We start from the raw sequence: 15575 nt of genomic DNA, 5'->3' as shown, positions 1-15575 counted from the left end.
TTTTCTTTTCTAATAATTACGAACAACTATACCAAGAATAATTAAACATTCACATCTTAATGTAAAAGTGATAGATTTTAAGTACCCTTAATTTTTTAACAGGGCATATTCCCGGAGATATTATGCCTGAACAAGCCACCCCCCTTGTTGAAATCGGTGTTGTAACCGGACTCAAGGGCGAAGCTTTTGCCGAATCAGCTTCAGGAGCAAGGATTCTCAGCAGCGGATCTCCCATCTATCAGGGTGAGGAGCTGGTTACTGCTGCGGGCGGCAATGTTGAAATCAGGCTTATTGATGACACCCTGCTCTCTCAGGGCGAAAACTCCCGTATTTCATTAGACGATTATATTTATGACGATTCCACCGGGGTCGGTGATTTCCTTGCCGACATAACCCAAGGAACATTCCGCATAGTTACCGGGGAAATTGCCAGACAGAATCCAGACCGTTTCAAGGTCGGCACCCCGCTGGCCACAATAGGCATCCGTGGAACCATCATCCTCAGTGAGGTAGGACCGGACGGCGAAATTCACGGCGTGGAAGAAATCCATGCCGGAAAAGCCATGCTCCTGCAGAGTAAAGCCACCGGGGAAATGCGCCAGCTATTTTCCGGACAGATGGTCGATGTCAGCGGCTCCGGCCTGCTCAGTCAGGTCCGCCCCCTCTCCGCACGGGAACTGCAGAATTTCCGGGACCTTGCCCCTGCGAACATCCGACAGGAACAGGATATCCGTGACCAGCGTGAGGATAATCAGGATGACGACCTCCCAGAAGAACAGGACATATCCGGCGAAGAGCTTTCCGGAGATGTAGTTCCGGGTGGCGGGGATATTCTTTCCCCTGACGGAATTCTGGGCGGTGGAATCATTGAAGGAACAGAAGACAAAGTAGAACAGCCCGTGGAGCCGAAACCTGAAAAGGAAGGCGAAAAAGACGAAAAAGGATTGCCACCGGAAATCACCCCTGAACCAAAGCCGACACCAAAAGACGAAGAGAAGGACAAGGAAAAGAAAAACGACGATGACGAGATTACCTCCCTTCTCGAAAATACTGACGAAAATAACGATGACAATGACAGCTCAAAAGATGAACCGACTTCCGACCCGCACAACATAACCGGCAGCGGACTGATAGAAGGCACAGCTGAAGCCGACACCATTACCGGAAGCAGCTCCAATGACACCATCAGAGGCCTTGGCGGCAGCGACACCCTCTACGGTCAGTGCGGAGATGATACCCTCTATGGGGGAACCGGAGATGACATCATGTACGGCAGTGACGGAGCCGACACATTATATGGAGAGGAAGGTTCGGACACCCTAAACGGCGGCACTGGTACCAACTATATTGACGGGGGTACGGGAGCGGCATCTGATGTGGATTTTGTCTCCTATGCTGATGCAGGCGGCAGTGTCAACGCATCCATAAAAAACAATCTCGGCAGCACATCCGGCAGAACAGACTTCCTGACCAATATTGAAGGAATTGAAGGCTCCGCTCACGATGACGAACTCGATGGTGACTATTTCGCCAACACCCTGCTCGGAAACGGCGGCAACGACACCCTGGAAGGCTGGGAAGGTGACGACCGCCTTGATGGCGGAGCCGGCATTGACTTTGTCTCCTATGCCAGTGCCATGACCGGAGTGAACGTTAGTCTGAAAGACGGCACCACCAGCGGAGCGCACGGGATCGACACCATAACCAACGTAGAAGGAATAATAGGCTCCGGTTCCGGAGATAACCTTGAAGGCGATAGTGCGGACAACACAATACAGGGCAACGCCGGAGTGGACACATTATACGGCCTTGAAGGGAATAACACTCTTGAAGGCGGAGCAGGGAATGACGAACTGTACGGCGGCTCAGACATTGACACAGCCTCATACGCAAACGCCAGCGGCGGTGTCACAGTCGATCTGACCTTAAACACCGCCACCGGGGCAGACGGCAATGACACCCTGAATTCAATAGAAAACGTCATCGGTTCAGCATATGCCGACAATATTACCGGTGACGGCAGTGCCAATACTTTCACAGATAACGACACTGCAAACGATGTATATAACGGAGGCGGCGGCATAGACACAGTAGATTATTCTGGCATAACCGACAAATATGTCAGTGCCCAGTTTGACGATGGCAAGGTAATGCTAGAGGGACAGAACCCCATGAGTGAATACGACACCATTACCGACATCGAAGTTGTTATCGGCACTAAGAATAACGACTTTTTCGAGATAGGAAACAGCAACGCAACAATGCATGCAGGAGAAGGTACAGACAACATGCATTGCGCCATGATTTCAGCCGCAATCAACATCAACAACAGCACAGGCGTTGCCACCAGCGGATCATACACATATGGATTCAGCAGCATAGAAACCTTCTTTGCAACCGGATACAGCGGTGATGTTTTCACCGGCAGCACCTCAGGCTCCGAAACAGTCAACCTTGGAGAAGGTTCCGATACATTTTACCTGAAAGATTCAGCCGTAACGACCATAAAATACGGGACATACACAAATGCCGACACCATAGACAACTTCAACAGCGGCGAAGACAATCTGCTGTTTGAACCGTTCTCAGGAATGTCCGGCTATAAGACCTTCGCAGGATTTAAAGCATACGATACGGTCTCTGGGACCATGACCGTATCCGGGTCCACGTCCGCATATTTTGTATTTGAAAACGACAAACTCTATTATGATGGGGACGGTGACGGCGCAGGGGCACAAAAACTCATCGCCACCTTTGAAAACAGTGATGATGTGCAGCAAAGTGACATCAGTTTCGGTTAGTAAATTACAACTGAACGCCTCAAATAATCACTCGTTAAAAATCTCAAAATCCTTAAAAAAACGCGCCCGGTACTGCTCCACCTGCGCCGGGTTGGTCATGATCATATCCAGCTGCCGGGTATGAGTGATTAAATAACCGAGTATCTTGAGATGATACTCCATGTCTGCACGCTCCAGCCCCTCAAGACGGGCATGCATGTTGTCTTCACGGATACGGACCCGGAAATCCAGTTCATCAAGGATTGAACCGATGAATTTGGCCCGCAGCCTGCGCCGCTCGGGATTGGCGGCCCCGCCTTTAAACTGAAAGCTGGCGTAGTTCTCGGAAGTCCTTTCCCCCACAAGGGATTCCACCCCGCAGAAATGGAACCCGAAGCGGGATTGCAGACAGCAATAATTCTTTGAAATCATGAAATAATTTTTCTGATCATAAGTGGAACGGGTAGCCACATTCAGATTGGGATTCATGGTCGCTTCGAACATGACCGACATCAGCCCTTTGCCATGAATGGCCGGAGGACCTTCCCACGGCACGGCCTGCATCCCTGCCCAGAGCGCGCGCATGGGGATGCACTCCACATGCTGCATAAACACGCAGCGGTCATTGACCTCACCTTCCGGACTGACTCCGTTACCGAGATCAAGCACCCAGAACTGCTTGGGAACATTACAAATCAGCTGCTTTGAAGCGGCCATTATATATTCGTCGCTGATGCCGAATCCGAACATCTCCCGCACTGCCATCTCATGACAGAAACGCATAATATCGTGGTAGGTTTTACAATTTGAAGGCTTAAAATTGGGATTCTCAGGATCAGTCAGGTTCAAACGCACAATATGCCGCGCCGCCTTACGCAGGGCCGCCTGCACCGGACTTCCGCGCATGAGCCGCTTGCGGGGCTTTTCCACCAGCAAAGGCTCTACAGGACCGACATAGACCCCGTGCCCGTCCGCATCAACGGTTACAATCTGCCCTTCATAAAGTGCATCCAAAGCTCCCTTGACCCCGAACAAAGCCGCAACCCCGAATTCACGGGCAACGTTAGCCAGATGCCCGGCCATACCACCCTGCTCGGTAATCACCGCGCTGCAACGGTCCAGCAGGGCCGCATGCTCAGGCAGAGCCTGTTTCAGAACCATAACCCCGCCGTCTGGGAACGAAAGGGCATCCGCGCTTTTGCGGACAGGAAAAACCGGACCGATACCCACGCCGGGACTGGCCGTACGCCCCCCGGCAAGCACAGGTTTCGGCAGATCAAGACTGCCTGCGCCATGCTCATCCTCGTCATCCACCAGCATAAGCGGGCGGCATTGCAGCAGGTAGAATTCCCCGGCTTCAGTCAAAGCCCATTCAATATCCTGCGGCGGTCCGAAATGCTCCTCAATACGCACGGCAACATCGGCCACCAGCACCGCCTGTTCATCACTGAGTGAAGGTTCAATGCGGCAGCTGTCCAACAGTTCGGTGCGGCAGATCCCCTCACCGGAATCGCAGATATACTTTTCGCACTTCTCGGCCACCCGCCGTTCAACAACTTCCAACGCGGCTCCCCGTTTCACGGAAAATTCATCGGTTTCCGTGGAGCCGTCCACCACCGCCCTCGGCAATCCCCAGACCGAATAAATGGAAATATTCTCATCACGCACATTGACCGGGTTACGCGAGTAAGCCACCCCGGCGGCTGCAGGTTCCACCATCTCAATGCAGCCCACGCACATGGCCACATCCTCGTCTTTCATGCCGCGATTGTTGCGGTAGGCCATGGCCTGCATGGTGTATTTGGAGGCCATGACCTCCTTCACCGCCATGAGCAGGGACGCGGAATCCACATTCAGGATGGAACGGTACTGTCCGGCAAAGGCCGCACCTTCCACATCCTCGCCAAGGGCACTGGAACGCACGGCCAGCTTGACTTCCCGCCCCAGGGAATCGCGCAGCTGCTTGTAGCCGTCCATAATGGCCGTTGAAATATCTTCGGGAAAATCTGTAGAAATTATGAGCTGCATGACCCGTGAAGAAACCTGAAAGACCTCATCCCGCTTATCAAAATCCGTAGCCTGAATGATACGGTCGATTTCGTCCTGCAAACCGCCCTGCTCCATGAATTTACGAAAAGCCGCAGTGGTCACTACAAATCCGGCGGGGATATTCAGTCCGAGTCTTTTTCCGGCCTCGCCGAGCATGGCCATCTTAGGCCCGCAAAGGTCGGCCTGATCGCGTCCCACCCGCTCAAAATCCAGCACCAATTCCCCTTCCCCGGAAAAATGAACAGGCTCAATCTGCTGCGAGACCTGCTCCTGAATCTCCTTGAAGCGGTCAAAAAGCATGGCATAGGACTCAGGATTCAAATCATTGAGATGCCTGACCATTTTATAGGTGGTGATAGAAATGCGGGTGCACAGGGCGCGCACATAATGCATGCCGTAAGGATGGAACCCGCGCAGGGCTTCTTCAAGTTCGGCAATATGTTCATGGGTCTTGGTATTGGCCTGAATGAGCAGCCGGAAATGATTGTAGCGGGCAGTCAGCTGTCTGCGCGCTTCTTCAGGGTCAAGCTTCGGCTTATCGTTCTTCTTGAAAAAAGGAAACCAATCCAACAAACTCATACAGTGCAGTCCTCTGCTAAAAAATAGGTTCCTGTTAAATTGCCACGGACGCTATAAATGGGAATACACCTGAAGTGTACCCCGCAAACAACGGGAACCGCAATCAAAACCGATTAAAAAATACTGTTTCAAAATACGATATTGAGGTAAACACTTACACAGGGACAGGACGACATGCAGTATTTTATAAAAACATACAGAACAAAAGTGATTCTGCTGGCAACAATCGCATTTTGCTGCCTGTTGTTTACTGGTCCCCTGTCCCATGCCCAGCAGCCCACCTTCGGCCCGGCACTGCTTCATGATGTGGACCAGCCGGAAGAAAAGAACAAGGAAAAGCGATCGCTGATCATGCCCTATGCTTTCCGCTCGGACCAGATCGGATTTGCAGGCGGTATTGCCGCCAGTATGAGCGGATTTCAGGACGGGCAGATGAGTATCGCCGGAACCGCTTACGCTTCCGGCAAGGAAGCCCTCTCGTTTATCGGCAGTGTCAGCAACGCGCGCATGCCGTTCACAGACAGACTTTTCCTCGATTTTATCACCCTTGACGGAACCTACCCGGACCTCTGGGTTTATGACGCTCCGCAGGAAGATCCGCGCGGCGGCTCCAATGATTCGCAAAAAAGCGATCGCTACCGGGGCCGGGGCATCGACAACATGTTCGAGGCCACCTTCAAATACGCGCTGCCATGGGGCAAAGCCGCAGACAATCCGATCATCACCTACAACCTGAAAGACGGGTTGCCCGTGGAACAGCAAACATCCGCATGGGACGAGGGCTGGAACCCGCTTGAAAACGGTCTGACCTACCTTGAATTCACCCCCTTTTACCGCCATCAGGACGTTGACGACGGAGACGGACAGGGCAAGCACCATTACAAGGGTATAGGCGCACGGCTGGGTATCCGCTACGACAATACCGATTTCCCCCTGAGCCCTTCCAGCGGAAGCAAGCAGCGTTTACAGCTTTCACAGGGTTTTGACGGGCTGACCCATTCGGATGCATGGACATCCCTTGAATTTGAATACGGGAAGTTCTTTTCATTGGGGGAAAGCGACATGGCCCGGCAGCGGGTCATAGCCCTTGGATTCTGGACCAGTGCCGTGGCCTCGGACCAGAAGCCGCCGCCATGGGAAGGTGCGACCTTAGGCGGACGGTACCGCATGCGCGGCTTTGATGACAACCGCTTCTGGGACAAAGCCGCCATCTACTACAGTGCCGAGTACCGCTACATTCCCAAATGGAACCCGCTAAAAGATCTGAAGATAGTCAAGGTGGACTGGCTGCAGTTCATCCTCTTCGGCGAAATGGGCCGCGTGGCCCCGCGCTGGTCACTGACCGAACTGCACACAGATATGAAATACGATGCCGGATTCGGCCTTGCCGCATTCGTGAACAAATACCTTGGCCGCATGGATTGGGCCTTTTCAGGCGAATCATGGCATGTACGGGTCGGTGTTTCGCAATCGTTCTAATCATTGGACTTTTAAGAAATTCAACTTTTCTAAAAAAAGATGTTGACTTGTACGTCACATTTCCATAGAACCTCTCTTCGTGACGTCGGGATGTAGCGCAGCCTGGGAGCGCACTTGAATGGGGTTCAAGGGGTCGGAGGTTCAAATCCTCTCATCCCGACCACGTCAAAAAAGATACCCCAAGGGTCGTAGCCTTTACGACTACGACCCTTTCTTTTGACACAATGATCTTTCAAAATGGTTCTCTAAGGCTTTCGACGAAGCTCCCGCCAAGCGGTTGAGCGTGCCGAATACGGCATTATCGCCAAAGAAGGCCACCATATAAAGGTGCTCCCATGGCTCAGTAGGTAGAGCGCGTCCTTGGTAAGGACGAGGTCAGCAGTTCAAATCTGCTTGGGAGCTCCACAGCATATAAAAAGCCCTGCTTTAGAAATAAAGCAGGGCTTTTTGCTTCTAATTTTGCTGATATCACTACGAACTACATTGCAATCCTCCCCACACGAAACCACCAGAACCCTTCCCATGGATTTTGCTAAAGTTTTGGACTTACCTTTAAAAGTATTGTCTTGTCTTTGTTTATGTTTTACCCAATCAGCAAGCCTCTGAGCTCATAACTCTGCCATAGACCTAAGTGATGCAATCCAGGTAAACTGCCCTGAGGAAGCAAAACTTAAGCAGCCAAACATAACAGACGCGAAACTTCTAAGAATCTAGATTTTTAAAAATCTTGGAAAGCCGCAAATCTGGTTACTGTAATCAGACCCATGCAATTTACAAATATTTATGAGAAAATCATGAGCAAATTAAAAACAACTGGAATAATACTGCTCATCACGCTTCTGCTGATAGCCGCACTGAATCTTTTGGCCGGGCTGTTTGTCGATAAAGTTCTCGAACAGCGCAAAAGCTATACGCATTCGACACGTGGAAATAATAGATATCGCTTGCCCAACTATAAGAACACTTCATGGGCTGAAAAACATTTTCAGGAATTTGATAGTCTCGCCTCTACGTATTCTTCATATGTAGGATGGAGAAGAAAACCATACACTGGAAAAACCATCATAATTGATGAAAACGGTTTTCGTATAAATCCTGAAAGTAGTCATTGTAACAACAAAAAGTCTATATGGTTTTTCGGTGGGTCAACCATGTGGGGAACCGGATCTTCCAGCCAGTATACAATACCGGCATATTTTGAACACCTGAACCCGGCTTACTGCTCCAAAAACTTCGGTGAAAGTGCATGGAGAAGCAGGCAAGAACTGGCTTTACTGATAAACAGGCTGCATCTGGAAAAGAAAAAACCTGAAGTTGTTGTTTTTTACGATGGGGTTAATGATTTCTATAACGGGGTGCTCCAAGAATCCACCGACATGACCCACAGTTATGAAAAAAACATACAGAAGCAGATGGATCTAGCTGAAAAAGGACTTTTTTATCGTCTGTTAAATGCTGCAGGCAAGGGACTTACCGACACTTTTGTCAATAATTTTATACGCCTAATCAATTTCTCAAAAAAGAAAATGGCGGCTGATTCTAACAAAGCAAAAACTGCCCCTCCCACCTCAACTCTTTCTAAGGAAACCGGTGCCAGCTCTAAAGCAGATTCAAAGATTATAAATGAACTATTTGCTCCGTGTGAATTAAGTGAGTCACGTAAAAAACTGATCGACAAATGTGTAGAGGAACAGCTCTATGTATACAGCGTTGTCAATGACATATGCAACAAACAGGGAGTTAGATTCATCGCACTTCTGCAACCAATACTATGGGCAGGCTCTCCCTACAGAAACCACTTACTGCAAGAGTTGGAATCATCCCCCGAATGCGCCCCATCTTTATATGCATACTACTACAATGAAATCGTAAAAAAGGCTGCAGGCAGGGACTATTTTCATGACCTGACCCACGCTTTTGATTCTGACTGGCCGATTTACATTGATTTTTGCCATGTCTCACCAAATGGGAATAAAATCATAGCTGAAAAAATTGCAAAAATAATTGCGAAGTAAAAAACTGAGAAAAACTTTTCTGGCCGGACTTTGTGTATCACTGGGCAACCCCAAAGTCATCGCATTTTACTGCGGCTTTCTGCCCGGCTTCATGGATTTACAACATCTGACCGCAACTGATGCCCTAATCGTTGTCAGTGCGATCATCACCACGGTGTTGGCTGTCCTTTTGGCCTATGCATGGCTGGGCGACCGCAGCCGAGCGGCCATCCGCAGCCCGAAAATCTGGAAAATCGCCACCCGCTGTGCCGGGTCGGTCCTGATCGGCTTCGGGGTAGCGGTTGCTACTAAATAGTTAATAAAAAATTAATCTTCCCCGATATCCTCCGCCCAGAGCGCAGGCTTTTCGGCTTTCAGCCGTTCCATCAGCTCAATGCACTTGGGGTGGTCCAGAATATCCACCTGAACTCCACGGGACTTGAGGAATTCCTCATTACCGCCGAAATTACGGTTCTCCCCGATAACTACCCGGGAGATTCCGAACTGCACGATTGTGCCGGAACACATCATACATGGCGACAGGGTGGTATAAATCGTCGTATCTTTATATGTTTTCTGCCGCCCGGCATTGCGGATGCAATCCATTTCACCATGAGCAATGGGATCGCCCTTCTGCACCCGCTGGTTATGCCCGCTACCGATAATTTCCCCGTCACGGACCAGCACCGAACCGATGGGCAGACCGCCTTCATCGAAGCTCTTCTTTGCCAGCTTGTAAGCCTCTTCCATAAATTTCATATCCGACATTTCTGCCTCCTGACTTTAATTAACATGGCAGCATAGCCCCATTTTCATCTCCCAGCCAGTAATTAATCCTGCGCCCGCCCCAGCAGCATAAAAACCATAGCCGTAACCACGGTTCCCGCAGCGGCAATATTTAAAAATCCGTCATAACCCATGTAATCCACGGCAATTCCACCCATGAGCGGACCGAAGAATGACCCCGCGTGTACGGTAAACATCATCATGTTCACATTAAAACTGCGGAAACGGGGTTCACTGACTACAAACATCAGTGAATTAAGAGCCGGAGCACTAAGCCCCATGCCTGTACCGAATATAACGGCGATGGGCAGGAGCATGGATTCATCATGCAATCCGTTCAGCATCACAAAACCCACGGCAGTAAGCATAAAAGCGGTCACAATCAGTCCGCGCTTGGAGAAGCGGTCAAAAATAGCTCCGCCAAATAAACGGATGGCGATCATCACCCCCATCTGTAAGGAAAAGAAATATCCGGCCTTAAACACGCCCCGTGAATGGGCAAAATCCTGAAACAAAAAGAACAGCCCGGTAAAAATCATAAAATAGACACCGTTCACTGCCAGCACTGAAAAGATCTTAAGCTGCAGCAGATTGGCGTATGATTCGCGCATGGAAACAGCTTCGGTTTCACCTTCTGTCTGCACGTGCTTTGCTATTTGCGAAGTTCGAAATCTAAGAAAGAGGGTCAGCAAAAACGCCAGCGGAATCAGCCCGGCAGTCCCGGCATAAATACACTCCGGCCCCGCAACCAGAGCTCCGAACTGTTCAGACACATGGGGCATGACCGCATAGGGCAGCAGCAGGGCTGTTGAATAAAGGCTGAATGCCGAGCCTACATTTTTCTGACTGACCATGGAGACTAGAATTGCCACACACGGAGCCAGCAGCATGAAGATGCCCACCCCCTGCCCGATACGCAGCAGCAGAAGCGGTAAAAAATCATGCAAATAAATATATCCGCAACCGCAGAACCCGACCAGCACCATACCTGCGAACATGAAACGGTAGGCATTCACGGCAGTAATTCGACTACTGACCGTAAGATACATGAACATGCCGGAAAGAGAATAGACACTTATCAGTAATCCGGAAACAGTCTTATTAAATCCAAGCTCTTGCAGGTAAACATTCAGACTGTAGTAAACGGAAATGTTGCACACGGCCATGAAGACCACGCAGCATAAAGTGATGAATTCGAGGAGGGGAAGGGATTGCTTTTCAGCCATGCGTTAATTCCAGAGAAGGGTCCGGTTAGGGTTATGATCATCCATTGATAGACCACTCCGCCCGTGCTGCCAACGATAAATTGCTGGACCGGACAAAACATCAGGAGTAATCAGAAACCAGAATAATGGAGTAAAGCAATGACCGTCACATCCACAATAGCACTGATATTTGCAGTCTTGATTTTTGCCCTGATTCCCGGACCGGGAGTCATGTCAATAATCGCCCAGTCTGTGGCACGTGGATTCAAATCCACCGCCCTGTATTGCGTGGGCGTTGTCATGGGCGATTTCACCTACCTGACCATGGTACTTTTAGGCATGGGGTTTGCCGCCCAAAAACTGGGGGCAGGATTTGTGGTTCTGAAATGGGCAGGCGCGGCCTATCTTATATATCTGGGAATCAAATGCTGGATGGCCCCGCCGCCTCTGGTTGAAGAAACTGCCCTGCCCGAAGAAAAAGGACTGGGAAAAACTTTTCTGGCCGGGCTCTGCGTATCACTGGGCAACCCCAAGGTCATCGCATTTTACTGCGGCTTTCTGCCCGGTTTTATGGATTTGCAGCATCTGACCGCAACCGATGCCGTAATCGTAATCAGCGCGATCATCCCCACTGTGCTGGCCGTGCTGCTGGCCTACGCATGGCTTGGAGACCGCAGCCGCGCGGCCATCCGCAGCCCGAAAATCTGGAAAATCGCCAACCGCTGTGCCGGGTCGGTCTTGATCGGGTCAGGGGTGGCTGTTGCTACTGAGTAAGAATGCCTTCGGCGACCCTGCCGGGGGCCTTAAACCCTTTTAAAAAAGGGTTTAAGAATCCCAAAACTTTTTATTAAGGCTTCGCCGCTTGGCTTTATAGCTTTACAATATATGATTTAAAGCCAATTCAACATGTGCCTCAACCGTATCAATTAACGGCACTGAAACATCTTCAGGCTTGACCAGCAGCCCGATCTCGGTACAGCCGAGTACAATTGCTTCGGCACCCTGCGCTGCCATTTCTTCAATTATTTTTATGTATCCGTCACGGGTCTTATCGATAAGTTTTCCGCAGCAAAGTTCATCAAAAATGCTGCGGTGAACCATGGACCGTCCGGCAGAATCAGGTACGATCACATCCAGCCCGTATTTTTCCTTCAAGGGACGGGACAGGAAATCCTGTTCCATGGTGAAAGCTGTGCCCAGCAGACCCAGCTTTGAGGCCCCGGTCTTTTCTGCGCCCGCAGCAATTGCATCAGCCATGTGCAGCAAGGGGATATCAACTGCCGCCTGCACATCAGCGGCAGCTTTATGCATGGTGTTGGTGGCGATGATCAGCGCATCCGCACCACCTGCTTCAACGGATTTGGCTCCATTGACCAGCCCGGCAGTGATGGATTCCCAGTCATTCTGCCCCATCTGCTGCGCAAAGGGAGCAAAATCAACACTGTGCATGACCATGCGGCAGGAATGCAGCCCGCCCAGATAATCGCGCACACCTTCATTGAGCTTCTTATAATATGATATAGTAGATTCCCAGCTCATACCGCCGAGAATTCCGAGAGTTTTCATAACTTTCTCCTTGGGTTCATAATTTCATACCCGTATAGCAAAACAATCTGTACCCTAAAATATACAGCAACAGCAAATCCAAGCAGTACAGATCTAAAAAAACAGCCAGCGCGCCAAATGGACTTTATACCGGAAACTGATAACATCCGCCCGGTAAACAACAATCGAACAATTCAGGACAGATATGGAACTCATAAACTTCATCATAAATTTCATAAACTCCATGAGCCTCGGCGAACAGCTTTCCATAGCCACCGGGCTAATCTACATATTTTTGAGTGTGCGTCAGAATCCGCTCTGCTGGCCCTTCGGCATCGTCAGTGTGGGGATCTGGATGGTCATTGTCTTTCAGGGCAAACTCTATTCCGATGCCTTCCTGCAATTTGTCTACGTGGTGCTCGGCTTTTACGGCTGGTATCAATGGCTGCGCGGCGGCAGAGACAACACCCCGCTCGAGGTCCAACGCGTGGACCGTAAACTCGGCCTGCGGCTGGCTTTGATCGGACTTGCTGCCTTCATTCCCACCGGATATCTCATGGAAAACTACCTCGAAGCCTCCTTCCCGTGGTGGGACGCGTTGACCACTATCATCTCACTCATCGCCCAGTATCTTCTGGCTAAAAAATATCTGGAAAACTGGCTGCTCTGGATCACTGCCGATGTCATGTATATCGGCATTTATTACGCCAAAGGCTGGACCGGATACAGCGGACTTATGGCCGTCTACACCGCTATGGCCGTGCTCGGCTTCATCAGTTGGCTTAAATCCTACCGCGCCGACCGGGAACGTGCATGCTCCGCGTAGTGCTCACCGGGTCCGAATGCACCGGAAAATCAACTCTCGCCGCAGCATTGGCCAAGCATTACAAAGTGGACCCCGTACCAGAATACCTGCGCGAGTACTTCAAAATGAAGGACGGCAACCTGACCATAGACGACGTAATCCCTATTGCGCAGGGCCAATTGCAACTTGAAGCTGAAGCTGCAACCAGAGGAGCGGAGCTGATCATCTGCGATACCGACATTATCTCATCAATTGTCTACGCCAAGCACTACTTCAATGAATATCCCGGCTGGCTTGAACAAAAGCTTAAATATCTCGGGCCGTCTATCTACCTGCTTTGCGACATAGATATTGAATGGAAAGCTGACGGACAACGCGACATGCCGGGAGAACGAGAATACATGCAACAGCTGTTTATTAAGGAACTTAAACAACGCAACATTCCATTCCATAATATTAACGGACCACTGCAACGCAGAATTGAAAATTCGAGACAAATAATTGATGCGACGACAAAGCAATCACAACACCGCCATTATGTTACATAAAACACTCGACATTGATTGATTAATCAAAATCCTCCCCCTTCACAACGAAACAACAAAAATTCCGCGCCCATATTTCCGCATTCATTAATTCTTAAATAATCAAAACCTTGATTTCAGATCAGATTTATGTAAGTTAGAGCTGGTTTTATAAGACAGTGAAAAAAGGAGTATTGAATGCGCCAAAAACTATTGATTGTTCTTGCTATCATGGCTTGCTTCACCCTCGGAGCAACCATGGCCCATGCAGAAAAACTGACCCTCGGCCTGAAAGGTGAACCCACCTCTCTCGACCCCCATTTCCACAATGTCTCAGCCAACAACATGCAGTCCCTGTATGTTTTCGACAAGCTGGTCCGTCAGGACAACAGGCAGAAACTCCAGCCCGGTCTGGCTACTTCCTGGAAACCGGTTTCCGACAATGTATGGGAATTCAAACTCCGTGAAGGCGTAAAATTTCACGATGGTTCCCCGTTCACTGCTGAAGACGTAAAATTCACCATTGAACGCATCCCCAACGTACCCAACAGTCCTTCTTCCTTCACCGGATTTGTTTCCAATATCCAGAAGATCGACATTGTTGACCCGCTGACCATCCGCTTCACCACTGAAGCACCAGCTCCGCTTCTTCCCCGTCAGATGGCGGCTTTCCCCATCATTTCCAAAAAGAACGCTGAAGGTGCTTCCACTGAAGATTTCAACTCCGGCAAAGCCTGTATCGGTACCGGACCTTACGCGCTGGTTAAATGGGAACGCGGTGATAAAATCATCTACAAGCGCAATGACAACTACTGGGGCGAAAAAATGCCTTGGGAAGAAATCATTGTCCGCCCCATCACCAACGACGGTACCCGTGTAGCAGCACTTAAGTCCGGCGATGTGGATATGATCAACTTCGTGCCTCCGGCAGACGTTGACGGTCTGGCTGAAAACAAAAAGCTGACCCTTTCCGAATCTCCCTCCACCCGTCTGATCTACCTGCACCTCGATACCGACCGCGATGATTCCCCCACCGTATCCGGTAACAACGGTGAAAAAATCAAGAACCCCCTGAAAGACTTCCGCGTGCGTAAAGCCATCTCCAAGGCCATCAACCGCCGCGCCATCGCCGGCCGCATCATGGACGGTCTTGCAGTACCCGCAAGCCAGATGGTTCCCGATGGTTACGAAGGCACCAGCAAACGCCTCAAGGCTGAAGAATACGACCCCAAAGGGGCAAAAGTACTGCTCGCCGACGCCGGATACCCCGAAGGTTTCAAACTGGTCATCCACGGTCCCAACGACCGCTACGTGAATGATGCCGACATCGCACAGGCCATCGCACAGATGCTGACCAAGATCGGCATCAAGACTGAAGTAAACACCATGCCCAAGAGTGTATACTTCGGCCGCGCTTCCAAGCTTGAGTTCAGCTTCATGCTCGTAGGCTGGGCAACTGATACCGGTGAACAGTCCAACTGCATCGGTGCCCTGCTGCACACCTACGATAAAGAAAAGGGTTTCGGCTCCTCCAACCGCGGCCGCTACTCCAACCCCGATCTTGACGCCACCCTCGAAAAGGCTCTGGTCACCGTTGATCCTGCAAAGCACAACGAACTGATCATCAAGGCCACTGAAATGGGTATCGGCGATCTGGGCATTATCCCCATTCACTATCAGGTAAACGTCTGGGGTTCCAAGAAAGGACTTGAGTACAACGGCCGCACCGACGGTTACACTCTGCCTCGCGACATTAAAGTCACTAAATAGTACGCTCACTTAAATTGTCTAAACAAAAGGGGGCGTACTTGGTACGTCCCCTTTTTACT

12 protein-coding genes and 2 tRNA genes are annotated in these 15575 nt (G+C 50.3%); 10 read left to right on the top strand and 4 right to left on the bottom strand.

From position 1 onward, the window contains the following. Positions 1-122 precede the first annotated feature (122 nt). Complete coding sequence (locus FMR86_RS14360; protein ID WP_163352093.1) at positions 123-2801, top strand: FecR domain-containing protein; 2679 nt, start codon at positions 123-125, stop codon at positions 2799-2801. Between the two features lie 27 nt (positions 2802-2828). On the opposite strand, the gene FMR86_RS14355 is transcribed toward FMR86_RS14360, so the two are convergent. Then, positions 2829-5408, bottom strand: coding sequence for a PEP/pyruvate-binding domain-containing protein (locus tag FMR86_RS14355; RefSeq protein WP_163352092.1), 2580 nt, complete (start codon positions 5406-5408; stop codon positions 2829-2831). 174 nt (positions 5409-5582) lie between these two features. Between FMR86_RS14355 and FMR86_RS14350 the strand changes: the two genes are divergently transcribed. From FMR86_RS14350 to FMR86_RS14330, 5 genes are all read left to right on the top strand, one after another. After that, complete coding sequence (locus tag FMR86_RS14350; protein WP_163352091.1) at positions 5583-6887, top strand: BamA/TamA family outer membrane protein; 1305 nt, start codon at positions 5583-5585, stop codon at positions 6885-6887. Positions 6888-6973: 86 nt separating this feature from the next. Continuing rightward, positions 6974-7050 (top strand) — tRNA-Pro (locus FMR86_RS14345). Between the two features lie 166 nt (positions 7051-7216). Continuing rightward, positions 7217-7292 (top strand) — tRNA-Thr (locus FMR86_RS14340). Between the two features lie 389 nt (positions 7293-7681). Further along, complete coding sequence (locus FMR86_RS14335) at positions 7682-8902, top strand: SGNH/GDSL hydrolase family protein (protein WP_163352090.1); 1221 nt, start codon at positions 7682-7684, stop codon at positions 8900-8902. After that, a complete protein-coding gene (locus FMR86_RS14330) occupies positions 8892-9197 on the top strand; it encodes a LysE family transporter (RefSeq protein WP_239057249.1) in 306 nt (101 codons plus the stop codon). The genes FMR86_RS14335 and FMR86_RS14330 overlap by 11 nt, the downstream gene beginning before the upstream one ends. An 11-nt stretch (positions 9198-9208) precedes the next feature. Here the strand turns inward: FMR86_RS14330 and FMR86_RS14325 are convergent, their stop codons facing one another. Both FMR86_RS14325 and FMR86_RS14320 read right to left on the bottom strand, forming a co-directional pair. Next, positions 9209-9649 (bottom strand): nucleoside deaminase, encoded by a 441-nt coding sequence (locus FMR86_RS14325; RefSeq protein ID WP_163352089.1) that lies wholly within the window; start codon positions 9647-9649, stop codon positions 9209-9211. Positions 9650-9711: 62 nt separating this feature from the next. Then, complete coding sequence (locus FMR86_RS14320; RefSeq protein ID WP_163352088.1) at positions 9712-10893, bottom strand: MFS transporter; 1182 nt, start codon at positions 10891-10893, stop codon at positions 9712-9714. Positions 10894-11031: 138 nt separating this feature from the next. Here FMR86_RS14320 and FMR86_RS14315 point away from each other — a divergent pair, with 138 nt between their 5' ends. After that, positions 11032-11646 carry a LysE family translocator gene (locus FMR86_RS14315; RefSeq protein WP_163352087.1) on the top strand — a complete coding sequence of 205 codons (615 nt, stop codon included), beginning with the start codon at positions 11032-11034 and terminating at the stop codon, positions 11644-11646. Between the two features lie 102 nt (positions 11647-11748). Here FMR86_RS14315 and FMR86_RS14310 read toward each other — a convergent pair whose 3' ends face one another. Continuing rightward, entirely contained in the window at positions 11749-12438 is a 690-nt protein-coding gene (locus FMR86_RS14310; protein WP_163352086.1) for an aspartate/glutamate racemase family protein, read from the bottom strand. A gap of 184 nt (positions 12439-12622) precedes the next feature. Between FMR86_RS14310 and pnuC the strand changes: the two genes are divergently transcribed. From pnuC to FMR86_RS14295, 3 genes are all read left to right on the top strand, one after another. Then, on the top strand, positions 12623-13243 hold the full coding sequence (pnuC, locus tag FMR86_RS14305) for a nicotinamide riboside transporter PnuC (RefSeq protein WP_163352085.1): 621 nt from the start codon (positions 12623-12625) through the stop codon (positions 13241-13243). Further along, entirely contained in the window at positions 13231-13770 is a 540-nt protein-coding gene (locus FMR86_RS14300; protein ID WP_163352084.1) for an AAA family ATPase, read from the top strand. Before pnuC ends, FMR86_RS14300 begins: the two co-directional genes overlap by 13 nt. A gap of 174 nt (positions 13771-13944) precedes the next feature. Next, a complete protein-coding gene (locus FMR86_RS14295) occupies positions 13945-15516 on the top strand; it encodes an ABC transporter substrate-binding protein (RefSeq protein ID WP_163352083.1) in 1572 nt (523 codons plus the stop codon). Positions 15517-15575: the final 59 nt, after the last annotated feature.

This window comes from Desulfovibrio sp. JC010, assembly GCF_010470675.1.
In the GTDB taxonomy this organism is placed as follows: Bacteria; Desulfobacterota; Desulfovibrionia; order Desulfovibrionales; family Desulfovibrionaceae; genus Maridesulfovibrio.
Note: the sequence above shows the minus strand (reverse complement) of the source record. Positions and strands in the feature narration are given on the sequence as shown.